The organism is Halosimplex halobium (assembly GCF_051414055.1).
GTDB lineage: Archaea > Halobacteriota > Halobacteria > Halobacteriales > Haloarculaceae > Halosimplex > Halosimplex halobium.
The window spans coordinates 50,648-70,800 of the sequence record NZ_JBLKNX010000022.1; the positions used below are offsets into that span (position 1 = coordinate 50,648).

The following is a 20,153-nucleotide window of genomic DNA, read 5'->3' on the forward strand; positions in this document are numbered from 1 at the left end:
ATGTACGACGACATCCTCTTCCCGACCGACGGGAGCGACGCGGCCGAGACGGCCCTCGACGCGGCCATCGCCGCGGCCGACGCCCACGACGCGACGCTGCACGTGCTGTACGTCGCCGATACCAACCAGCCCAGCCTGGCGAACGTCCAGGGCCAGGTCCGGGACGTGCTGGAGGGCGAGGGCCGCGACATCGTCGAGGAAGCGGCCGGGAAGGCCCGCCGCGCCGGCGTCGAGACGGTCGACGAGGTGGTCCAGGGCGGCCCCTCGCGGACGATCTGCGACTACGTCGACGACCGCGGGATCGACCTGGTGGTGATGGGCACCCGGGGGAGCCGCGACATCGAGCGGATCATCCTCGGGAGCGTCACCGAGCGGGTGGTCCGCAACAGCGTGGCGCCGGTGCTGGTCGTCCCGCCCGAGAGCGACCCCACGTACCCGCCCGAGTCGATCCTCGTCGGCACGGACGGCAGCGAGGGCTCGGCGGCGGCCGTCGACGAGGGGGTCGGCATCGCCGCGGCCACCGGCGGGGCCCTCCACGTCGTGTCGGTCCTCGAATCGAACGTGCTGGGCATCGACCTGGGGTCCTCGCGGCTCGCCGAGGCCCGCGAGCAGCGCGAGACGGAGGCGCTCGTCCCCGCCAGGGAGCGCGCCGACGAGCGGGGCGTCGCCGTCGAGACCGTCCTCGAAGAGGGCGACGTCGTCGACCGGCTCGTCGAGTACGTCGACGACCACGGGATCGGTCTGGTCGTCGTCGGCACCCACGGCCGGACCGGCCTCGACAAGCGGATCCTCGGGAGCGTCACCGAGAACCTGATGCGCTCGGCCTCGGTCCCGGTGCTGTCCGTCCGGGCGTCCACCGAGTAGGCGAGCGCGGGCGGAAACGACGGCGGCCGACCCGGACGGAAACGACGGCGGCCGACCCGGACGGAAACGACGGCGGCCGACCCGGACGGAAACGACGGCGGCCGACCCGACCGAGCGCTCCAGCCCCGGCGAGACGCCGGCCTCCGGGCGCGCATGGAAAGCGATTTAGCCGGCCGGGAGCGACCGTCCGGTAATGAGTCTGTCCGACGCCGACCACGAGCTCGTGGTCGAGGAGCTGGGCCGGGAGCCCACCCGGGCCGAGGCCGCGCTGTTCGAGAACCTCTGGAGCGAGCACTGCGCCTACCGCTCGTCGTGGCCGCTGCTGAGCGCCTTCGACAGCGAGGGCGACCAGGTGGTCGTAGGTCCCGGCGACGACGCGGGAGTCGTCTCAATCCCGTCGGACGAGGGCGAGACCTACATCACGATGGGGATCGAGAGTCACAACCACCCCTCCTACGTGGACCCGTTCGACGGCGCGGCCACCGGCGTCGGCGGCATCGTCCGCGACACCCTCTCGATGGGTGCCTACCCCATCGCGCTCGCGGACTCCCTCTATTTCGGCGACTTCGACCGCGAACACTCCCGCTATCTCTTCGAGGGCGTCGTCGAGGGCATCTCCCACTACGGCAACTGCATCGGCGTCCCCACCGTCACCGGCTCGACGGCCTTCCACGACGACTACGAGGGCAACCCCCTCGTGAACGTCGCCTGCGTCGGGCTGATCGACGACCCCGACCGACTGGTCACCGCGGAGGCCCAGGAACCGGGGAACAAGCTGCTGCTCGTCGGCAACTCGACGGGCCGTGACGGCCTCGGGGGCGCCTCCTTCGCCAGCGAGGACCTCGCCGAGGACGCCGAAACCGAGGACCGCCCGGCGGTCCAGGTCGGCGACCCCTACACCGAGAAGCTCCTGATCGAGGCCAACGAGGCCCTGATCGACGAGGGCCTGATCGAATCGGCCCGGGACCTGGGCGCGGCGGGGCTGGGCGGCGCGTCCTCCGAGATGGTCGCCAAGGGCGGCCTCGGGGCGGACATCGAGCTGACGAACGTCCACGAGCGCGAGCCGAACATGAACGCCATGGAGTACCTGCTCGCCGAGAGCCAGGAGCGGATGTGCTACGAGGTCCGCCCGGAGAACGTCGACCGCGTGAAGGCGATCGCAGACCGCTACGATCTGGGCGCCTCGGTCATCGGCGAGGTCACCGACGGCAACTACGTCTGCACGTTCGAGGGCGAGGTCGTCGTCGACGCGCCCGCGGAGTTCCTCGGCGACGGCGCGCCGTACAACGACCTGCCCGCCGAGGAACCGGCGGAACAGGAGCGGGACCTCCCGGAGAGCGTCGACCTGACGGAGGCGTTCGAGGCCGTCGTCGGCAGTCCGAACACCGCCTCGAAAGAGTGGGTCTACCGGCAGTACGACCACGAGGTGCAGGTCCGCACCGCCACGCGGCCGGGCGACGACGCGGCCGTGCTGGCGATCAGGGAAGCCGGAACCGGGCTGGCGTTCTCCTCGGGCGCCGACCCCAACTGGACGGCGGCCGCACCGTACGAGGGCGCCCGCGCGGTCGCGCTGGAGAACGCCACCAACGTCGCCGCGAAGGGCGCGACGCCCCACGCCGCGGTCGACTGCCTCAACGGCGGCAACCCCGAGAAGCCCGACGTGTACGGCGGGTTCAAGGGGATCGTCGACGGGCTGGCCGAGATGTGCTCGACGCTCGACGTGCCGGTGCTGGGCGGGAACGTCTCGCTGTACAACGACTCGGTCGCCGGCCCGATCCCGCCGACGCCGACGCTCGCTCTGGTCGGCGTCAAGGACGGCTACGACGCGCCGCCCGCGGCGCTGTCCGGCGAGGGCGACCTCCTGCTGGTCGGCGCCCGTTCGCTGGAGGGTGACGCCGAACCGCGGCTCGGCGGCTCGGAGTACCTCGCGCAGTTCGGCGGCACCGACCGCTTCCCCGAGTCGCTCGCGAACCCCGACGCGTTCGTCGACACGCTGGTCGACGTGGCGAACGACGACGCGACGCTGGCCACCCACGACGTGAGCCACGGCGGCCTCGCGGTGGCGCTCGCCGAGATGGTCACCGACGCCGCCGGCGCGAGCGTCGACCTCGACGCCCCGTCGAAGGGCTCGCCCGCGGCGCTGCTGTTCGGCGAACAGGCCGGTCGCGTCGTCGTCGAGACGACCGACCCGAGCGCGGTCCGCGAGGCGTTCGACGGCGTCGCGCCGGTGTACGACCTCGGGACGGCCGACGGCTCCGGGACCCTCGACGTGGCGCTGGCCGACGACGACCTGTCCTACGACGCGGCCGAGATCGCCGAGCTGCGCGACGTGATCGAGCGGGAACTGGACTGAGATCGAGGTCGACCTCGGCGTCGAGTCGGCTCAGAGGAGAGACAGGCCGACGGTCACCGCGTCGCCGCCCGCGCCGCCCGAAACCACGTATCGGGTGGCGAGTGCTATCGCGATCCCGTGGGCCGCGTAGACGACGGTGGGGGCCCAGACGGTTTGCGTGCGTTCGAAGGCGACAGCGCCGGCGCCGACGGCGACGGCGTAGCTGACCACCGCAGGGCCCGGACTACCCCCCAGAGCGGTGGCGACAGCGAGCGCGAGGCCGACCCCGGCGGCGCCGGCCGCGGTCACGGCACCGAGCGTCGGATAGTCGTCCATCGAGGCGCCGGCGCGCTCGTCCCAGACGCGGCCGTAGCCGACGGCGGCGGCCAGCACCGCGAGGACGGCGACGACCAGCGCCGCCAGGACGACGGCCCACCGGACGGCGGACGGCACCGGCGCGGCGACGGCTCCGAGCGCGGGCGGCACGGCGGCGATCACCCAGTCGGCGGCGAACGCGAGCAGCGTGACGGCGCCGGCGGCTGCGGCCGGCGACCGGTGGCGACGGAGCGCAGACTGGACCGCCCCGTTGAACAGCAGCGCCGTGCCGACGGCCGTGATCGCGGTCGGGACTGCCGTCGCGAGTACGAACGACGGGACCGACAGGGTCGACGGATACCGGAACGACGCGAACGGCCCGCCGGGCCACCCGAGAAGCGACGCGCCGACCGCAGCGAGCCCAGCACTCGCAGCGACGGCGGCGACGGCGAGGCCGGTCGCGACCCAGCCGTCGCGGGTCGGCGGCGTCGTCGGAACCTCGAGGTCGGCGACCCGCGCGTACCCGACGGCGAGCAGCCCGACGGCGACCAGATACCCGCCCGCCCTCGCGACCGGGGCGGCCGAGACGCCGACCGCCAGGCGGTCGAACGCGACGTAGACCGCCACGACCACCAGCGGCGTCACCGCCAGCCCCGCCTGTGTCAGTTCGGCCCTGTCGAGTCGCTCCTCGGCGTGCGCCGAGAACGCCGCGTAGACGGCGCCGAGCGCGGCGAGCGCGACGACGCTGTACGCGAGGGTCACCACCGCCGGAACCCCGAGCAGGCCCGTCTCCGACCGGAGCGTCCCGGCGACGTGGCCGACACCGATCCTGACGAGGACGAGCCCGGCCAGCAGGGCGGCCAGCGCGGCGTGCCCGGCGGTCGTCGGACCGTCGGCGGCCGGGCGTCGCTGGAGGGAAGCGCACATACCCGGGAGTGGTCAACCGATCGTCATAAACCTGGGGACCGACCGCCGGTGGCAGTCATCCACCGGGGGAACGAGCGTCGGGGACCCGTCCGGGAACGATCTTCGAGGACTCGCCTACGGGGGTTCGCCGATCTCCCCGAGTGCCTCGTCGACGACGGCGGGCACGTCGACCGACGCCTCGTCGTCGAGCAGGACGTGGAACCCGACGCCGTCGCCGGGGTAGAGGGCGATCCCGATCCCGTCTTCGGTGACCCGGATCTCGGAGCGGACGCGGCTCCCGTAGAGCTCGCCGCTCACCTCGGCCTGCTGGAGGTTGTACACCGCGTCCTCGTGCATCTTCTCCGGGGAGCGCGTGTCGACCGCGGCGACGAACCGCTCGAACCACTCCTCGCCGTAGAGGAACTCCGACTCCGCCTCGGTGAACCGTGTGACTGTCAACAGACTCTCGCCCGCGCGTTCCTGAAGGCGCTCGATCAGCCCCTGGTATTTCGTCACGCTCACGTCACGGGGGAAGCGAACGGGGATAAAAACCGTTCCCACCGACTTCACGCGCTGAGAGAACCCCCTGTGTGACCCGGCAGACCGGAGCGGCGCCGGGCAGGAGCGACCGTGTCGCCGCCACGCGTGTAGCGCGGCGGCACCGACAGTGTACGGCGTGGATCGAAGCCCCGATTAACGGCCCGCCCTCAGGCCCGCTATGCGCCGCCGGGACCTCCTCGCGACGCTCGCCGGCGGGACGGCTCTCGGCCTCGCGGGCTGTTCCGCCCCCGGGAGCGAGACGCCCCGTCCGTTCCGCGTCTCGAGCCGGGCGATAGCCACCGACGGGGAGCTGCCGGCTCGCCACGCCTGCGACGGCGAGGGCGTCTCCCCGCCATTCGCCGTCGAGAGCACGCCGGAACCGACCGCGGCTCTGGCGGTGACGGCCTCGTTCAACCAGGGGCCGATCACCGACAGGACCTTCTGGACGCTGTGGAACGTCCCGCCCGACCGCGACCGGATCCCCGCCGCGCTCCCGGGCGACCCTGTCGTCGAGTCGCTCGGCGATGCACGGCAGGGCCGGCCCGAGGGTGGCGAGGTCGGGTACATGCCGCCCTGTCCGCCCAGGGGCGAACCGTTCACCTACCGCTTTCAGGTGTACGCGCTCTCGGAGCGCCTCGGCGTCGAGGGCGGCGCGAGCCACGACGCCGCGAGCGAGGCGGTCGGCAACGCCGTCCTCGCGAGCCGCCGGTTCACCGTCGAGTACACGCGGCCGCTGGCCGGCTCTGGTACGGACACCCGGTCGGACCGCTGACGGCTCGCGTCAGACCAGCGCGAGGGGGAGAACGAAGGTGACGACGAGCCCGACGAGCAGCACGGCGGCGCCGACGCCCACGTCGCGGCCGGTGTAGTCGCTCTGCGGTGCCGTCGAGCGCAGCGGCGGCTCTCGCGCCGGGAGGTCCTTGTCCGCGGGGTCGTAGTCCGGGCGGTCCTCGTGTCCGTGCGCCGCGTCCTCGTGTTCGTCGACCATGGTTCCCGATTCAGCCGGGGGGAACCTTAGCGTGTCGGAACGGCTCGCGTCGCACCGCCGACCGTCCGGACCGCGTCTCCCGACGACCGCGCACAGTATTGTGCAATGTACACAAAACAAATAAGACCCGTCGCGCCGTAGGGTCGGGCGATGAGCCAGGACAGATCGATCGAGGAGATCAGGGAAGCGAAGATGGCGGAGCTTCGGGGAGAATCAACCGGTGGCGCCGGATCCGACGAGGGTTCGAGCGCGCCGTCGGAGCCGGTTCACGTCGGCGACGCTTCGGAGCTCGACCGGCTCGTCGCGGATCACGACGTTGTCCTCGCGGACTTCTACGCCGACTGGTGTGGCCCCTGTCAGATGCTCGAACCGGTGGTCGAGGACGTGGCCGCCGAGACGGACGCGGCCGTCGCGAAGGTCGACGTCGACGCCAACCAGCGGCTCGCTCGGGAGTACGGCGTCCAGGGCGTCCCCACGCTCGCCCTGTTCGCCGGCGGGTCGGTCGCGGACCGGTTGGTCGGCGTCCAGGACAAGGCGTCGCTGGTCGCCGCGGTCGAACAGCACGGGTAGTCCCCCCGAAGCACCCATCATGAAACCGCGTTCTTCCGACCGGAGCGAAGACCCGTGACGCTCCCCCTCGTCGATACCGGGTTCGGCGCCCTGGTGCTCGCGCTGGTGGTCCCGACGGCGGTCGTCGCGTTCGGGACATACGTCGGCGTCCTGACGGCGCTACAGTCGTTTTTCGGTGAGTCGACCTGGCAGGACGTACGGGACGACGACCCGGACTGACCGACGGGAGCCGCCGGCTCGTCCCGTCGGTCAGTACGTCTCTCTGAGGTGACGCACCGAGAGTTCGTCTTCGAGGTCGGCCTCGACGAGCGCGTCGCGGCGTCCGTCGTAGGCGTCGAAGGTGAGCGTCCGCTCCTCGCCGGGCGCGAGGTGGACGTAGTTGTCCGAGAACGCGCCAGCCGTCGTTCCGGGGTCGAGTTCGACGAACAGCGCCGCGCCCTCGGCCGCGACCGTCACGTCCGCGCCGTCGACCTCGACGGTGAGGTCGGTCTCCGGCAGGTCCAGCCGCTTGTAGTCCTCGAAGAAGGCGGTGGCGGGGTACGAGTCCGGGACCGCTTCGCCGTCGCGGTCGCCCTCGAACGTCGCGCGGACCATCACTTCGGCCGGGTCGACGCCTCCGGGCAGGTCCTCGCGGGCGACGGTCGCCAGTTCGGTGCTCTCGTGGGCGTCGATGTCCACCGCGACCGTCTCCTCGTGGACGAGTTCCCCGTCGAAGGTGACGATTTCGAGGGCGACTTCGCCGGATAGCGGGTCGGTCTCGTCGCTGGTGACCCACAGGGTCTGGGCGGTCACGTCGCCCCAGTCGATGTCCTCGGGGTCCTCGGCCTGGGCGTTGTCGACGCCGTCGCGGCCCTCGAAGGAAGGATGGAAGGAGAGGAGAACGGGCGCGAACTGCCGGCGGGCGGCGTACTGCTGGGCCTTCCACTTGCCGTCGTACTCGATAGAGGACCACGACGCGACGGGCCACAGGTCGTTGAGCTGCCAGTACAGCGCGCCCATCGCGGTCGGTTTCCGGCGGCGCCAGTGTTCGATGGCCGTCGACATCGCCTCGGCCTGCAGGAGTTGCGAGAGGTAGACGAAGTCGTCGAAGTCGAAGGGGATCCGGAAGTAGTCGGCCATCCGGCGGAGGATAGTCGTGTTGCCGCCGGGGTTGCGCTGGTGGTGTTCCATCATCGGCGAGGTGGGGTTGAAGTCCGCCTCGTCGAGGACGGTTCTGAGGGAATCGGTGGAGGGGAACGACTGGTAGCCGAACTCGGAGACGAACCGCGGCTCGGTGGTCAGGTAGTCCTCGAAGGGCTGGCCCTGGTGCCACACGTCCCAGTAGTGGATGTCGCCCTTCTCGAAGACGTACGGTTCGAGCTCGTCCGGGCCGCTGGACGGCGACCCCGGCCAGTACGTCCGCGAGGGATCCTCCTCGCGGCAGGCCGGTCCGACCGTCTCCTCGTAGAGGGCGGCGTAGTCGTCGAGGTGGTCTTCGTGGTGGTCGTGGTCGACGAACCAGTTCTGGGCGGCCTCCTCGTTTTCGTTGTTCGCGCACCACAGCGCGATGGAGGGGTGGTTCGCGAGCCTGCGGACCTGGTAGCGTACCTCCTCCTCGACGGTGTCGAGGAACTCGTCGTTCGCGGGGTGCAGCGAGCAGGAGAACATGAAATCCTGCCAGACGAGCAGGCCGTACTCGTCGCACAGATCGTAGAACTCGTCTTCCTCGTAGTAGCCGCCGCCCCACACTCTGAGCATGTTCATGTTGGCGTCGGCGGCGCTGCGGACTAGGTGTTCGTAGCGCTCCTCGGTCACGTCGCCGTAGAACGGCGAGGTCGGGATGGTGTTGGCCCCCTTCGCGTAGACGGGTTCGCCGTTGACCTCGAAGTAGAAGGAGGTGCCCACCTCGTCCGGTTCGACGACGACCTCGACCTCGCGGAAGCCCACACGAGCCGAGTGCGTGTGGTGGGTGCGACCCTCGCCGTCGCCGACCGACACGTCCAGATCGTACAGCGGCTGGTCACCGTAGCCGTTCGGCCACCACAGTTCGACCGAGTCCTCGTCGACCGGGACCGTCAACTCGACCTCCTGCTCACCGGCGTCCAGCTCGACGGACTCGGTGACCACGGTGTCGGCCACCTCGACGGTCAGGTCGTAGGTGCCGGCGGTCGGCGCGTCGACCCCGGCGCGGACGGTCAGTTCGACGCCCTCGCCGTCGTGGTCCTGTTCGGTCTTGGTGTAGCGCACCCGGGGCTCGGAGTAGGCGACCAGCGAGATGTCGCGGTAGATACCCATCGTCGGGAGACACGGGCCCCAGTCCCACCCGTAGTGACACTGGGCCTTCCGGACGAACGGGCGGCCGGGCTGGTCGACGGGGTAGCGGATACAGGGCACCTCGTAGGGGTACTCGGCGGCTCGCTCCTGGCCGTACTCGACGGGCGAGCGGAAGGCCACGGTGATCTCGTTCTCGCCGGGTTCGAGTGCATCGCTCACGTCGAACTCGTGGCCGACGTGCATGTTGACGGACTCGCCGACGACCTGGCCGTTGACCGACACGGTGGCGACGGTGTCGAGGCCGTCGCACTGCAGGAGTACCCGGTCGTGGTCGAGCAGTCGCTCGTCGACCGAGAACGTGCGGCGGTAGGTCCAGTCGGACTCCCCGACCCACTGCACGTCGAGTTCGTTGTCCTCGACGAACGGGTCGGGGATCGCGTCGAGGTTCAGGAGATCGGTGTAGACGCCGCCCGGCACCGACCCCGTCCGCCACTCGCCGCCCTCGCGGCGAAACTGCCACTCGCCCGCGAGTGAACGTTTTCGCATAGTCGCGGTGGTCTCCGCCGGCAGTAAAACCTACCGTCCCCGGAACGTCGGTCCGCCGACTCCCCCTGCCGGAGCCGACGGGGGATCGGTCTTCGCGCTCGTGGCGGAGGCGTTCCCGGCGGTCCCGTTCCCAGCCGTTCCGTTGCCCGTCCCATCGGCGATCGCGTCGACCCGGTTGCGGTACTCCGCGGGCGTGACGACGCTGAGGGTCGTCCGCATCCGCGAGTGGCCGACGCCGCAGAACTCCGCGCAGTAGAGGCGGTACTCCCCGGTGTCAAGCAGGCGCGTGCGGATCTGGTTCCACTGGCCGGGGAAGGCGTCCTGCTTGAGCCCCAGGGCGGGAATGTGGACGGAGTGCAACACGTCCTCGGCGGTCACCTCGAAGTACACCGGCCGGTCGGTCGGCGCGTAGATCACGTCGGCGTCCGCGACCGAGGCGTTCGCCGCCGGGTAGCGGACGCCGTAGTTGAACTGTTCGGCAACGATCTCGATCTCGACGGCGTCGGCGGGCCGCTCGCGCTCGGGTTCCGGCGTCGCGGCGACGAACGGCGAGCCCAGCACCTGGTAGGAGACGACGGCGACGAACAGGAGCACGAACGCGGTCGCGACCGTCCAGCCGATCTCCAGGGGCTTGTTCTCGGGCGTCCGGAGCGCGACGCCGCCGCGGAACCGGTAGACGGCGTAGACCAGGACGCTCTCGACGAACAGGGCGAGCGGGACGGCCACCAGCAGGAGCCGGCGGTTGAGCGTCCGGATCAGCGCCTCGGTCGTCGAGTCGAAGCCGTTCAGCGGGAGCAGCAGCCGCCCGGCGACGACGAGGACGGCGATGGCGACCGTCGCCGCGGCGACCAGCCGGAGCGGTCCCCGGCCGCCGATCTGCTCGTCGCGGGTCGAACGGTCGAGGGCGCTCGCTCGGCCCGGTTCGGCCGGCGCGTCGTCGGTCGGCGCGCCGCCGTCGGTGCCCGTTTCGCTCTCGTCGCTCGCGCCGTTCTCTGGTGCAGGATCTTCGATCGCGGGGGCTCGCTGTGTCGGTCGGCCCGAGGGGTGGTGCCACTCGCGGGCGCGCTGGTCGGTCTCGGCGAGGTCCCAGGCGTCGTCGTCGGTGACCGGCGGGCCGACGCGGTAGGACTGCACCATGTTGAACAGCCAGAGGGCGGCGGCGAGGCCGACCAGATACGCGCCGGCCGAGGAGACCTGGTTGAGGAAGGCGAAGGCTTCGGGGTAGGTGGCGTAGCGCCGGGGGAGCCCCTCCATCCCGGTGACGAGCATCGGAAGGAAGGTCAACGCGGAGCCGACGGTCAGCAGGACGGCCTGGGCGACGGCGACGGGGCGGTTGTACCACCGGCCCGTGATGAGCGGGAACCAGTAGTAACAGGCCGCGAACATGCTGAAGGGGATGACCCCCATGACGATGAGGTGGAAGTGGCCGACGACGTAGTAGGTGTCGTGGACGACCAGGTCCACCGGGATGGAGGCGAGGAAGACGCCGGTGATGCCGCCGACGACGAACAGCGCGAGGCCGCCGAGGCAGAACAGCATCGGCGCAGTGAGCCGGATCCGGCCGTTCCACAGCGTCGCGATCCAGTTGAACGTCTTCACGGCGCTGGGGACGGCGATGGCGATGGAGACGAACATGAAACTCGCACGGACCCGCGGGTCGATACCCGTCGAGAACATGTGGTGGGCCCAGACGCCGAAGCTCAGGACGCCGATCGCGAGCGTCGAGTAGACGACGAAGCGGAAGCCGAACAGCTCGCGGCCGGCGAACTTCGGGAGGATGTAGCTGACGAGGCCGAACGCGGGGAGGACGAGGATGTACACCTCGGGATGACCGAAGAACCAGAACAGGTGCTGCCAGAGGATGGGGCCGCCGCCGTCGACGGTGAAGAAGGTCGTCCCGACAGTCCGGTCGAGCAGCAGCATGACCATCGCGCTGCCCAGCAGGGGGAACGCGAACAGGATGATCCCCGACTGGGTGAGGATGTTCCACGAGAAGAGATCGAGGTCGGCCCACGAGACTTCCGGGCCGCGCTCGGTGACGATGGTCGCGATGAAGTTGATCGCCCCCATCGTGGTCGCGACGCCGCTGAGGTGCAGACCGAGCAACAGGAGGTTGATCTGCTGGTTGGGGCTCTGGATCGACAGCGGCGTGTACATCGTCCAGCCGACCCCCGGCGGCTCCAGCAACAGGAGCGGGTCGACGACGGCGCCCGCGCCGCCGAACCGGGCCAGGAGGCCCGGCGGGACGAGCCCGAGCGCGCCTTCGAGGGTCTTGCCGACGAGTTCGGTGACGATCCCGGCGCGGGCGATCAGCAACGCGGGGGGCAACAGCCAGAAGGCGAGGGCGTTGATCCGCGGGAACGCCATGTCGTCGGCGCCGATCAGCAGCGGGATGACGTAGTTGGCGATGCCGGCGAACACCGGCGCGGCGAAGAAAAACAGCATCGTGATGCCGTGGGTGGTGAAGAGGGCGTTGTACGTCTCGGCGTTCCAGACGGAGACGGTCGGCGTCAGTAGCTCCGTCCGCATCATCATCGCGTCCATCCCGCCCCAGAGGCCGGCGATCGTTCCGAAGGCGAGGTAGAGCAGGCCCACGTCGCGGTGGTCGACGGTCGTCAGCCAGCGCCGCGGGCCGAGCGGCTTCGCCCGCACCGTCCCACCGCCGTCGGCGCGGGCTGGGGTCGAGCCGTCGTCGGTCCCGTCGGGTCGCCGCTGCTGGCGGTCCGCGAAGGGCCTCGTTCGGTACCACACGACCGCCGCGGGGGCGCAGCACCCGACGACGACCAGGGCGGCGATGAGTCCCGACATCGGGCGAGGTTGCCGGGTGTTGCGACAGATACGGGAAAAGTATACGTCGGGCACCGGCCGGTCGGACGCGCTTACTCGCCGACGGGAGCGGTGTGGCCGCGACTTACTCGCCGGCCGGTGTAACCGCGACTTACTCGGCGGCCGATGTCTTCCCGACTTACTCGGCGGCCGGTGCGGCCGGACCCGACGCGTGTTCGTCGGCGAGGCTCGCGTACACCGCGCCGAGGACGAACCCGTAGACGAGGTGTGCGATGAGGGTGAACGCGACGAAGAGGACGACGAGCGCGCCCTCGACGTCGCCGCGGCCGACGATGGCAAAGGCGACCCACAGCGGGAGCGCGAACAGCATGCCCGCGACCGCGGGATCGAGGTCGAGCGGGACGTAGGGTTTCAGGCTCACGAACAGCAGCGGCCAGGCGACGGTGCCGACCAGCGCGTAGACGACGAAGCCGACGAAGAGGCTCTCGGGCATCCGGACGAACCGGGCGATGGTCTCGAAGATCCCGATGGCGTAGCGGGTCTGGACCTCGAAGATCGCCAGCGCCGCCGACATGACCATCGTGCCGACCCCGCCGGCGACGACCGCGCTGAGTGGCCGGTTCATTCGTCGGCGGTTCGCGGATCCGCCCCAAAAGTATGCCCCGGATACCGCCGCTGGCTCGGGCCGGGCGGGACCCGCGGCCGACCGTCGGTGCTGGGGCCCGATCGGGGGTCGACCCGCCCGGGAAGGCGGATACCTTTTGCCGCTCGCCGCCCGAGTCGTCGGTATAGATGGCTCTGACGAAGCGGATCATCCCCTGTATCGATGTGGACCTGGACGACGAGGGGTCGGCCGCGGTCTACACCGGGGTGAACTTCGAGGACCTGGCCTACACGGGCGACCCCGTCGAGATGGCCAAGAAGTACAACGAGGCCGGCGCCGACGAGTTCGTCTTCCTCGACATCACGGCCAGCGCCGAGGGCCGCGAGACGATGCTCGACACGGTCTCGCAGGTCGCCGACGAGGTGTTCATCCCGCTCACCGTCGGCGGCGGGATCCGCACCCGCGAGGACGTGAAGGAGACGCTCCGGGCGGGCGCGGACAAGGTGTCGATCAACACCGGCGCGCTGGAGCGGCCGGAGCTCATCACCGAGGGCGCCCGCGCCTTCGGCAACCAGTGCATCGTCATCAGCGTCGACGCGAGGCGGCGCTTCGACGAGGAGGGCGAGCACTACGTCGAGGTCGACGGCGAGTCCTGCTGGTTCGAGTGCACGGTCAAGGGCGGCCGTGAGGGGACGGGCGTCGACGTGGTGTCGTGGGCCGAGGAAGCGGAGGAGCGCGGGGCGGGCGAGCTGTTCGTCAACTCCATCGACGCCGACGGGACGAAGGACGGCTACGACATCCCGCTGACGAAGGCGGTCTGCGACGCCGTCTCGACGCCCGTCATCGCCTCGTCGGGCTGTGGCGGCCCGGAGGACGCCCACGAGGTGTTCACCGAGGCCGGCGCGGACGCGGCGCTGGCGGCGTCGATCTTTCACTTCGACGAGTACTCCATCGACGAGGTGAAGCGGTACCTGGACGACCGCGACGTGCCCGTCAGGCTGTAAGATGAGCGGCGGCGACAGTCCGGGCGGTGGCGACGCCGCGAGCGGGACCGGAACCTCGGACGGCACCGACGCGGGCGGCTCGGCGAAGTGGCGCTGCGCGTGGTGCGACAAACCCCACGAGCGCAACGACCCGCCCTGTGACAACTGCGGTCACCACAAGTTCGAGAAGGCCGTCGTCCCGGTCGCGCCCGACGACCCCGACCACGAGCGCGAGCCGGTGTGGGTCTGTCCGGAGTGCGGTCGGGTCCACCAGAAGAACTCGCCGCCCTGCAGTCGCTGTGGCAACGCCAGCCTGGAGCGGACGGTCCCGGACGAGGCCGACTACGCCGAGGAACTGGGCGGGACCTCCTACCTCGACCTGCTGAACGCCCGCTATCTGGTCGGGCTGGCGTTCGCGCTGGTGGCCGGGGCCGTCCTGGTACTCGCGCTGCTGGGCGTCGTCACGCTCCCGGGGATGGACAGCGTCCCCGGCAGTGCCAGCGAGTACCGCGGCGTCGACCTCGGCGAGACGGAGACGGCGTTCGTCGCCGAGCTGAACGACCGCCGGGCCGACGCGGGACTCGCCGAGTACGAGTGGAACGGGAACGTGGCCGACGCGGCCCGGCTGTACAACCAGGGCCGGGTCAGCGAGACGGCCGGGACCGGATCGATACCGAGCGGCGAGCGCCTGGGACGGGCGCTCGACGGCGCCTGCGGCGACGGCGTCGAGCGGATCACCCCGTTCTCGCGGTCGTTCGAGGAGGGCGACCCCGCCGTCGACTCGCCCGAGGCGCTGGCCGCCGCGCTGGTCGACGGCTACGTCGACGAGGCCGGCGGGCTCTCCGACGGCGGGGCCGAACTGGTCGGGGTCGACGCCCACGCCGGTCCCGAGGGCGACGTGTCCGCGACGGTGTTCGTCTGCTGACGCGCGGTCGACGGACAGCCGTCGGGTCGGCGGGCGAGGTTACCGGAGTCGGCGGGCGATCCGGAGCGCGACCGACGTGAGCGTGCCGAGCGCGGGGACCTTCGAGGACAGTGCCGCCGCGGCGACCAGCAGCGCGCCGCTCTTCGGGTGGCCGCGGGCGAACGCCAGCGCGGCGTCGACGAGCGTCGAGACGATACCGATCTTCTTCAGCGGACCCGCATTGCGAGTTACCATTGCTACCGTCTAGTGGGGACTGTCGCGGAAGTACCGCGTCCCTGCACTCGCAGGTGGCGGCGCACGGACGGCAAGTGCGCGGACGGCAAGTGCACGGACGGCGAGTGGGCGGACGGCGAGTCAGTTCGGAGCCGCCGCTCGGCGGGTAGAAAACGGGAGTGACGGGGAGCGCGTTCAGTCGGAGAGGATCGATACGTCGGGCGACTGTTCGACCGCGGTCGGTTCGCCGCGTTCGAGGCGGTCGAGCCGGTCCATGATGGTGTGGACCTCGTCGCCCTCGCTGCAGGGAGCGACGTGGCGCAGTTCCTCGCCCTCGTACTCGGCGAGGCCCATCACCGGGAGGACGATGGCCGAGTACGGTTCGTCGGTCGCGTCGTTGGCCACGTCGTGTTTCTGGTAGAACGACTCCAGCGAGACGTTGTTCGACAGCGCCCACTGCTTGAACTCCGCGACGCGGTTGAGGATGTACTCGCCCTCCTCGGTGCGGGCGCCCGAGGAGTCGCGGGCGATCTGCTTGCCCCAGACGATGACCGAGAAGTCCTCGATCTCGTCCTCGGCGTCGAGCCGTTCGAGGCGGTCGATGACCGCCTCCTGTCGGTTGTGCGCGCCGTCCGGCAGCAGCGACCGGACGTAGAGTTCGATCCGCGGCTGTGTCCCCGTCATCGTACCCGGAACAGCGAGCGGGGAGATGAAAAAACTTCTGCTGTTTTTCCCGATTTACCCATGTTTGTGTTTGTCACGGCGGTCGTTCGGGGCCTCTGCTGAACGAACGTTAACTTCGATCCGGTCCTGCTTTCGATGTTCCCGCGAAACGTTGGATTCGATTAAAGTCGTAGTATTATTCGACTACTGTCGAACTCCCGTCGGCGGCTCGCCGGGACAGTTCTCGGTGAGACGGGCGGAGCGGACTCCTCGACGGGGAATCGGGATGGTCGTGGGAGTAGGTGAGCGGTACCGGTCGGAAGGCTGTCGATGACGGGCCGGGAAGCCGTCGGGGACAGGTCGGGAGGCCGTCGGGGAGGATCGGACCGCTGGCTCCGACTGGGCGGGTCGCCAGCCGGGAGCCGGTGGCACGGCGGAGGGGTCGACGGCGGCGTGGCGGTGGGACCGATAGCGGTGTGGCGGATGTGGACTCCCGGCGAGCGGGAGCGGTCGCCAAGTTTGAATAGTGTCGGCGTCGAACTCTCGTGATGGGAGATTCAGATGGATATTGCTGATATCGCCACCAGCGAGTACGTCGCGGTCGACGTCGACGAACGGCTGGGGAAAGTCCGGTCGAAGTTCGAGCGCGAGAATCCCAAGGGCCTGATCGTCACCGACGACGGCGAGTACGCCGGGATCATCACGCAGAAACAGCTGGTGCAGTCCCACATCGAGGACAACACCAAGGCCAGCGCGATGCTGCAGCCGGCCCCCAAGGTCGAGCGCACCGACGACGTGCGCGAGGTGGCCCGCGTCCTCGTCGAGGGCGGGACCAAGGTCGCCCCCGTCTTCGAGGCCGACCGCCTGTGGGGGATCGTCACCGAGGACGCGATCCTGGAGGCGGTCCTCGAGAACCTCGACGCCCTCACCGTCTCGGACATCTACACCGAGAAGGTCGTTACCGTCGACGAGGACACCAACGTCGGCCAGGCGATCAACCACCTCCGCGAACACGGCATCTCCCGGCTCCCCGTGCTCGACGAGGACGGCCACCTCTCGGGGATGGTCACCCGCCACGACATCGTCGACATCGTCGTCCGCGACATGGACAAGGCGACCCGCGGCGAGCGCGCCGGCGACATCGAGCGCGTCCTCGACCTCCCGGTCTACGACGAGATGTCCAGCCCCGTCGCCACCACCACCCTCGACGAGTCCGTCCGCGACGCCGTCGAGCGCATGCTCGACAACGACTACGCCGGGCTGGTGGTCACGCCCGAGGGCGACGACCGCGTCGTCGAGGGCATCCTCACCAAGACCGACGTGCTCCGCGCGCTGACGTTCACCGAGGAGGAGCACATGGACGTGCAGATCACCAACATCAAGCTGCTGGACACGATCAGCCGCGAGGACATCCGCCAGCGCATCGAGCGCGTCGCCGACAAGTACCAGGACATGCAGGTCCAGCACGCCCACGTCCGCTTCCACGAGCACAAGGAGAAGCTGCGTGGCACGCCCCTGATCCGCTCGCAGATCCGCCTGCGCACCAACAAGGGCCAGGCCGCCGGCTCCGGCGAGGGATACGGCGCCGACTCCGCGTTCGGCGTCGCCCTCGACAAGCTCGAACGCAACGTCCTCGAACTCAAGGACGTCCAGGCCGACGAGGAGTACCGCGGCCAGCTGCTCCGCAAGCTCGGCGAACTGTAGGTCCGCGACCGTCGACCGCGCTACGGACCGCCGTCCCGCCGTCGCGGCGGTCCGTCCCCCTCGCTGCCGGTGCCGCCCCCTCCGACCGACGACGCTACTCCGAGTAACCTTCCTGTAGGAAGGTACCCTCCGTCTCGTACATGTTGACCAGCTCCTCGACCAGCTCGGCCAGCGACTCGTCGTCCTCGAGGTGGGCCTCCATCCGCTCGGCGAGGTCGTCGTCGATCTCGATAGTAGTGGTCATGTGGGCTCTGCGTACCGATTGCACGCCGAGCGGCAAGAACCTGATGGGGGCATCGGCGGGGGTGTCGGTGAGGGCGGCGACGGGGGAACGGATGCCGTCCTCACTCCGCGCTCGGATCGCCGTCGGACTGCGGCACCTCGGTGGGGTCGCGGTCGCGGATCTGCGGCAGGCTCGGGTCCCGGTGGGGGTTGCGCCCGAACACGGCCCCGCGCAGGTCCTGCTCGTCGAGCTGGTCCTGCAGCGTCCGGTCGAGCCGGTTGACGCTCGTCACGTCCAGCCCGACAAGGTCCATGAGCCGCCGGTAGCGCGGGTCGTCCTTGATCGAGTCGAACCGCTCGTGCAGGTCGGCCAGCGACTCGGGCGGCTGCTCGGCGACCCACTCCCGGTCGTGCAGCCCGAGCACCCGCTGGCGCTCGTCGTCGACGACGTGGCGGATCACGACCAGCGCGACCTTCTGGATGGCCCGCTGGCTCCCGAAGGCGGTCAGGTCCAGATCGGTCATGATCCCCAGCGCCCGGTCGCGCTCCCACGGCGTCAGCGCCAGCCGGTTACAGAAGGCGTGGGTGATACGGGCTTTCTCCAGCCGGTGCATCCGCTCTGCGTGGCCCGCCATCGCCGGGTGTTGCTCGTCGTGGAGCCGCCGGAGGTTCTCGCTCACGTCCTCCCCGGGGTTCTCCGGCCGGCCGATGAGCGTCGCGCTCGGCGTCGTCACGTCCCACCGGCGGAACGATTGGTCCTTGGCCGCCTCGACGCGCCCGAGCGACCCGTCTCCCGGCCGCGTGCTCACGTCCCGTTCCGCGCGCGGGTCGACCGGCTCGCCGCTCGCTCGGAGCCCGTGGTCGGCCCTGTCGCGTCCCCCGTTCATCTCGTCGGCCTTCGCCCTCGCCACTATAGAATCCTCCGGCTAGGCGGTCGCGAAGAACGGAGAGGACCGACGGCTTCCTCTTACTATACCCCGTTGTGACGAGAGATACTTAAACAACGAGCCGGCGACCGGAGGCGGAACGGAGTCTCCGGATCGGAGCGGTTGATGCGAGTCAGTGACGGGGACCGCGCGGCCGCTGTCCGGTCGTAGTCTCGCGAGAACTCCTCTTACTATAGACCGTTGTGACGAGAATGACTTAAAAGACTGTTCGCGACGAGCCACCGGAGAAGGGAGTCGTCATACGGCTCCCGAGACGACCGACTAGAGACGTAGCGTCCGCTGGGTGATTTCGGGTCTCCGCGAGACTCCTCTTACTACAGACCGTTGTGACGAGAACCACTTAAAGAAACTTCGTCAGCGATCGGGGTTCGTGAGGTGGTACAGGAGTTCGTAGTCGCCCACGTCGCGGCCATCCGGCAGCACATCGCTCATGACCTGCTTGTGTTCCCGGTCGATATCGTGGTCGGAGTCCTCGTACTGGTCCCAGACCCGCTCGATGTCCTCGGCCTCCATGTAGTAGACGAGATGCGGCCCGTCGTCGGTGCGTTCGAGGAACGCCGACTCGGTCAGCATTCCCTCGTCGCGCAGCGTTGCCTCGGCCTCGTCTCTCCGGTCGCGGACCTCGGCCATCCACTCTCGCAGCCGGTCGACTTTGCCCTCCTCTACGCGCTGTTTGACCATCACGACATCAGTCATTCTGTCTGAATGATGTTCCGGTCGGTCACTTACCGTTTGGGTGACCTTGGGAGACCGTCTCCCTCGGAGGCGACCGCCGAGGCTCTGTGACCGTTCAGTACGGCGTGCATACCCACGTTTTTCCAGCGGAGAGTTCCTCGCGCGCCAGGGACGCGCTGCGGGAATCCTCCGCTGCAAAAACGTGGGGAAAAAGGCCGGACGACGCGCTCGCTCCGCTCGCTTGCGTCCGGTGAACCGCCTCGCTCCCGCCGGTCGCTCGGCGGATGCTGGCGTGATACCTACACCACCTGGACCGAACAGTCACCGAGTGACGCGCGCCGGCGGCTTCACACACGTTTTTGCCGACGCACCACTGAAATCGGACCAGTGACGCCACCGCTCGCCGTCGACATCGACGGAACGCTGACCGACGAGGACCGTGCCGTCCACCCGCCCGTGTTGCCCGTCCTCCGCGAGTGGGACGCACCCGTGGTGCTCGCGACGGGGAAGGCACTCCCCTACCCCGTCGCACTCTGCGAGTTCGCGGGCGTCGAGCGGACGGTGGTGGCCGAGAACGGCGGCGTCGCGTTCGTCCACGCGACCGACGACCTGCTGTTCCTCGGCGACCGCGAGGCCGCGCAGAACGTGGTCGACGAGTACGTCGAAACGGGCCACGAACTGGGGTGGGGATCCCACGACCTGGTCAACCGCTGGCGCGAGACGGAGGTGGCCGTCAGCCGCGAGGCGCCGCTGGAACCGCTCCAGCGGATCGCCGCCGACCACGGCCTCGAAGTCGTCGACACCGGCTTCGCCTACCACGTCAAGTCGCCCGACGTGAGCAAGGGCCGGGCGCTGGAAGCCGTCGCCGAGCGGCTGGATCGGGACCCCGCGGAGTTCGTCGCGGTCGGCGACTCCATCAACGACGTGTCGACCTTCGAGGTCACGGGCCGGTCGTTCGCGGTCGCCAACGCCGACGAGCCGGCCCGGGAGACCGCGGACGTGGTGCTCGACGCCGCCTACGGCGAGGGGTTCCTCGAAGCGGTCGAGCGCGTGCGGTAACGTCTCTGTCTGCCAGCGGCGAATCCGCTCACGAGGCCTGGGGAGCGATACGGACCG

The 20,153-nt window shown here is 69.8% G+C and carries 20 protein-coding genes; 9 read left to right on the top strand and 11 right to left on the bottom strand.

Annotated elements, in window-relative coordinates:
- Both ACMGFG_RS20655 and purL read left to right on the top strand, forming a co-directional pair.
- Complete coding sequence (locus ACMGFG_RS20655) at positions 1 to 864, top strand: universal stress protein (protein WP_436932194.1); 864 nt, start codon at positions 1 to 3, stop codon at positions 862 to 864.
- Between the two features lie 193 nt (positions 865 to 1,057).
- Positions 1,058 to 3,217 (top strand): phosphoribosylformylglycinamidine synthase subunit PurL, encoded by a 2,160-nt coding sequence (gene purL, locus ACMGFG_RS20660; protein ID WP_436932195.1) that lies wholly within the window; start codon positions 1,058 to 1,060, stop codon positions 3,215 to 3,217.
- Positions 3,218 to 3,247: 30 nt separating this feature from the next.
- Here purL and ACMGFG_RS20665 read toward each other — a convergent pair whose 3' ends face one another.
- Entirely contained in the window at positions 3,248 to 4,438 is a 1,191-nt protein-coding gene (locus ACMGFG_RS20665; protein WP_436932196.1) for a hypothetical protein, read from the bottom strand.
- 114 nt (positions 4,439 to 4,552) lie between these two features.
- Positions 4,553 to 4,939: a DUF7522 family protein gene (locus ACMGFG_RS20670; protein WP_436932197.1), complete on the bottom strand. Its 387-nt coding sequence runs from the start codon at positions 4,937 to 4,939 to the stop codon at positions 4,553 to 4,555.
- A gap of 196 nt (positions 4,940 to 5,135) precedes the next feature.
- Here ACMGFG_RS20670 and ACMGFG_RS20675 point away from each other — a divergent pair, with 196 nt between their 5' ends.
- Positions 5,136 to 5,729 carry a YbhB/YbcL family Raf kinase inhibitor-like protein gene (locus tag ACMGFG_RS20675; protein ID WP_436932198.1) on the top strand — a complete coding sequence of 198 codons (594 nt, stop codon included), beginning with the start codon at positions 5,136 to 5,138 and terminating at the stop codon, positions 5,727 to 5,729.
- Between the two features lie 9 nt (positions 5,730 to 5,738).
- On the opposite strand, the gene ACMGFG_RS20680 is transcribed toward ACMGFG_RS20675, so the two are convergent.
- Positions 5,739 to 5,945, bottom strand: coding sequence for a DUF7550 family protein (locus ACMGFG_RS20680; RefSeq protein WP_436932199.1), 207 nt, complete (start codon positions 5,943 to 5,945; stop codon positions 5,739 to 5,741).
- A gap of 150 nt (positions 5,946 to 6,095) precedes the next feature.
- Between ACMGFG_RS20680 and trxA the strand changes: the two genes are divergently transcribed.
- Both trxA and ACMGFG_RS20690 read left to right on the top strand, forming a co-directional pair.
- Entirely contained in the window at positions 6,096 to 6,515 is a 420-nt protein-coding gene (gene trxA, locus ACMGFG_RS20685; protein WP_436932200.1) for a thioredoxin, read from the top strand.
- 54 nt (positions 6,516 to 6,569) lie between these two features.
- A complete protein-coding gene (locus ACMGFG_RS20690; RefSeq protein WP_436932201.1) occupies positions 6,570 to 6,734 on the top strand; it encodes a hypothetical protein in 165 nt (54 codons plus the stop codon).
- 30 nt (positions 6,735 to 6,764) lie between these two features.
- Here ACMGFG_RS20690 and ACMGFG_RS20695 read toward each other — a convergent pair whose 3' ends face one another.
- From ACMGFG_RS20695 to ACMGFG_RS20705, 3 genes are all read right to left on the bottom strand, one after another.
- Positions 6,765 to 9,314 carry a beta-mannosidase gene (locus ACMGFG_RS20695; RefSeq protein WP_436932202.1) on the bottom strand — a complete coding sequence of 850 codons (2,550 nt, stop codon included), beginning with the start codon at positions 9,312 to 9,314 and terminating at the stop codon, positions 6,765 to 6,767.
- A gap of 30 nt (positions 9,315 to 9,344) precedes the next feature.
- Positions 9,345 to 12,122 (bottom strand): cytochrome c oxidase subunit II, encoded by a 2,778-nt coding sequence (gene coxB / locus ACMGFG_RS20700; protein WP_436932203.1) that lies wholly within the window; start codon positions 12,120 to 12,122, stop codon positions 9,345 to 9,347.
- Between the two features lie 157 nt (positions 12,123 to 12,279).
- The gene (locus ACMGFG_RS20705) at positions 12,280 to 12,726 is read right to left on the bottom strand and encodes a DUF6789 family protein (RefSeq protein ID WP_436932204.1); all 447 of its coding nucleotides are present in this window, start codon (positions 12,724 to 12,726) and stop codon (positions 12,280 to 12,282) included.
- 167 nt (positions 12,727 to 12,893) lie between these two features.
- Here ACMGFG_RS20705 and hisF point away from each other — a divergent pair, with 167 nt between their 5' ends.
- Together hisF and ACMGFG_RS20715 are read left to right on the top strand one after the other, a co-directional pair.
- The gene (gene hisF, locus ACMGFG_RS20710) at positions 12,894 to 13,709 is read left to right on the top strand and encodes an imidazole glycerol phosphate synthase subunit HisF (RefSeq protein ID WP_436932205.1); all 816 of its coding nucleotides are present in this window, start codon (positions 12,894 to 12,896) and stop codon (positions 13,707 to 13,709) included.
- A gap of 1 nt (position 13,710) precedes the next feature.
- Entirely contained in the window at positions 13,711 to 14,613 is a 903-nt protein-coding gene (locus ACMGFG_RS20715; RefSeq protein ID WP_436932206.1) for a hypothetical protein, read from the top strand.
- A 39-nt stretch (positions 14,614 to 14,652) separates the two neighbouring features.
- Here ACMGFG_RS20715 and ACMGFG_RS20720 read toward each other — a convergent pair whose 3' ends face one another.
- Positions 14,653 to 14,847: a hypothetical protein gene (locus ACMGFG_RS20720; protein ID WP_436932207.1), complete on the bottom strand. Its 195-nt coding sequence runs from the start codon at positions 14,845 to 14,847 to the stop codon at positions 14,653 to 14,655.
- A gap of 174 nt (positions 14,848 to 15,021) precedes the next feature.
- The gene (locus ACMGFG_RS20725) at positions 15,022 to 15,510 is read right to left on the bottom strand and encodes an HTH domain-containing protein (RefSeq protein WP_436932208.1); all 489 of its coding nucleotides are present in this window, start codon (positions 15,508 to 15,510) and stop codon (positions 15,022 to 15,024) included.
- A 540-nt stretch (positions 15,511 to 16,050) separates the two neighbouring features.
- Between ACMGFG_RS20725 and ACMGFG_RS20730 the strand changes: the two genes are divergently transcribed.
- On the top strand, positions 16,051 to 17,193 hold the full coding sequence (locus tag ACMGFG_RS20730) for a CBS domain-containing protein (protein WP_436932209.1): 1,143 nt from the start codon (positions 16,051 to 16,053) through the stop codon (positions 17,191 to 17,193).
- A gap of 94 nt (positions 17,194 to 17,287) precedes the next feature.
- Here the strand turns inward: ACMGFG_RS20730 and ACMGFG_RS20735 are convergent, their stop codons facing one another.
- The 3 genes from ACMGFG_RS20735 to ACMGFG_RS20745 form a co-directional block, all read right to left on the bottom strand.
- Entirely contained in the window at positions 17,288 to 17,437 is a 150-nt protein-coding gene (locus ACMGFG_RS20735) for a DUF7557 family protein (RefSeq protein ID WP_436932210.1), read from the bottom strand.
- Positions 17,438 to 17,537: 100 nt separating this feature from the next.
- Positions 17,538 to 18,302, bottom strand: a complete 765-nt coding sequence (locus ACMGFG_RS20740; protein ID WP_436932229.1) for a DNA-directed RNA polymerase subunit epsilon — start codon at positions 18,300 to 18,302, stop codon at positions 17,538 to 17,540.
- A gap of 414 nt (positions 18,303 to 18,716) precedes the next feature.
- The gene (locus ACMGFG_RS20745) at positions 18,717 to 19,058 is read right to left on the bottom strand and encodes a DUF6176 family protein (protein WP_436932211.1); all 342 of its coding nucleotides are present in this window, start codon (positions 19,056 to 19,058) and stop codon (positions 18,717 to 18,719) included.
- Between the two features lie 366 nt (positions 19,059 to 19,424).
- Here ACMGFG_RS20745 and ACMGFG_RS20750 point away from each other — a divergent pair, with 366 nt between their 5' ends.
- Positions 19,425 to 20,096: a phosphoglycolate phosphatase gene (locus ACMGFG_RS20750; RefSeq protein ID WP_436932212.1), complete on the top strand. Its 672-nt coding sequence runs from the start codon at positions 19,425 to 19,427 to the stop codon at positions 20,094 to 20,096.
- The last annotated feature ends 57 nt before the right edge of the window (positions 20,097 to 20,153 follow it).

Bases quoted from the DNA above. Each gene is read 5' to 3' on its own strand.
- ACMGFG_RS20665 (WP_436932196.1), bottom strand. From the start codon at position 4,438: ATGTGCGCTTCCCTCCAGCGACGCCCGGCCGCCGACGGTCCGACGACC.
- ACMGFG_RS20675 (WP_436932198.1), top strand. From the start codon at position 5,136: ATGCGCCGCCGGGACCTCCTCGCGACGCTCGCCGGCGGGACGGCTCTC.
- ACMGFG_RS20655 (WP_436932194.1), top strand. From the start codon at position 1: ATGTACGACGACATCCTCTTCCCGACCGACGGGAGCGACGCGGCCGAG.
- coxB (WP_436932203.1), bottom strand. From the start codon at position 12,122: ATGTCGGGACTCATCGCCGCCCTGGTCGTCGTCGGGTGCTGCGCCCCC.
- ACMGFG_RS20715 (WP_436932206.1), top strand. From the start codon at position 13,711: ATGAGCGGCGGCGACAGTCCGGGCGGTGGCGACGCCGCGAGCGGGACC.
- ACMGFG_RS20695 (WP_436932202.1), bottom strand. From the start codon at position 9,314: ATGCGAAAACGTTCACTCGCGGGCGAGTGGCAGTTTCGCCGCGAGGGC.
- purL (WP_436932195.1), top strand. From the start codon at position 1,058: ATGAGTCTGTCCGACGCCGACCACGAGCTCGTGGTCGAGGAGCTGGGC.
- ACMGFG_RS20745 (WP_436932211.1), bottom strand. From the start codon at position 19,058: ATGACTGATGTCGTGATGGTCAAACAGCGCGTAGAGGAGGGCAAAGTC.
- ACMGFG_RS20720 (WP_436932207.1), bottom strand. From the start codon at position 14,847: ATGGTAACTCGCAATGCGGGTCCGCTGAAGAAGATCGGTATCGTCTCG.
- ACMGFG_RS20725 (WP_436932208.1), bottom strand. From the start codon at position 15,510: ATGACGGGGACACAGCCGCGGATCGAACTCTACGTCCGGTCGCTGCTG.
- ACMGFG_RS20680 (WP_436932199.1), bottom strand. From the start codon at position 5,945: ATGGTCGACGAACACGAGGACGCGGCGCACGGACACGAGGACCGCCCG.
- ACMGFG_RS20735 (WP_436932210.1), bottom strand. From the start codon at position 17,437: ATGACCACTACTATCGAGATCGACGACGACCTCGCCGAGCGGATGGAG.
- trxA (WP_436932200.1), top strand. From the start codon at position 6,096: ATGAGCCAGGACAGATCGATCGAGGAGATCAGGGAAGCGAAGATGGCG.
- ACMGFG_RS20705 (WP_436932204.1), bottom strand. From the start codon at position 12,726: ATGAACCGGCCACTCAGCGCGGTCGTCGCCGGCGGGGTCGGCACGATG.
- ACMGFG_RS20730 (WP_436932209.1), top strand. From the start codon at position 16,051: ATGGATATTGCTGATATCGCCACCAGCGAGTACGTCGCGGTCGACGTC.
- ACMGFG_RS20740 (WP_436932229.1), bottom strand. From the start codon at position 18,302: ATGAACGGGGGACGCGACAGGGCCGACCACGGGCTCCGAGCGAGCGGC.
- hisF (WP_436932205.1), top strand. From the start codon at position 12,894: ATGGCTCTGACGAAGCGGATCATCCCCTGTATCGATGTGGACCTGGAC.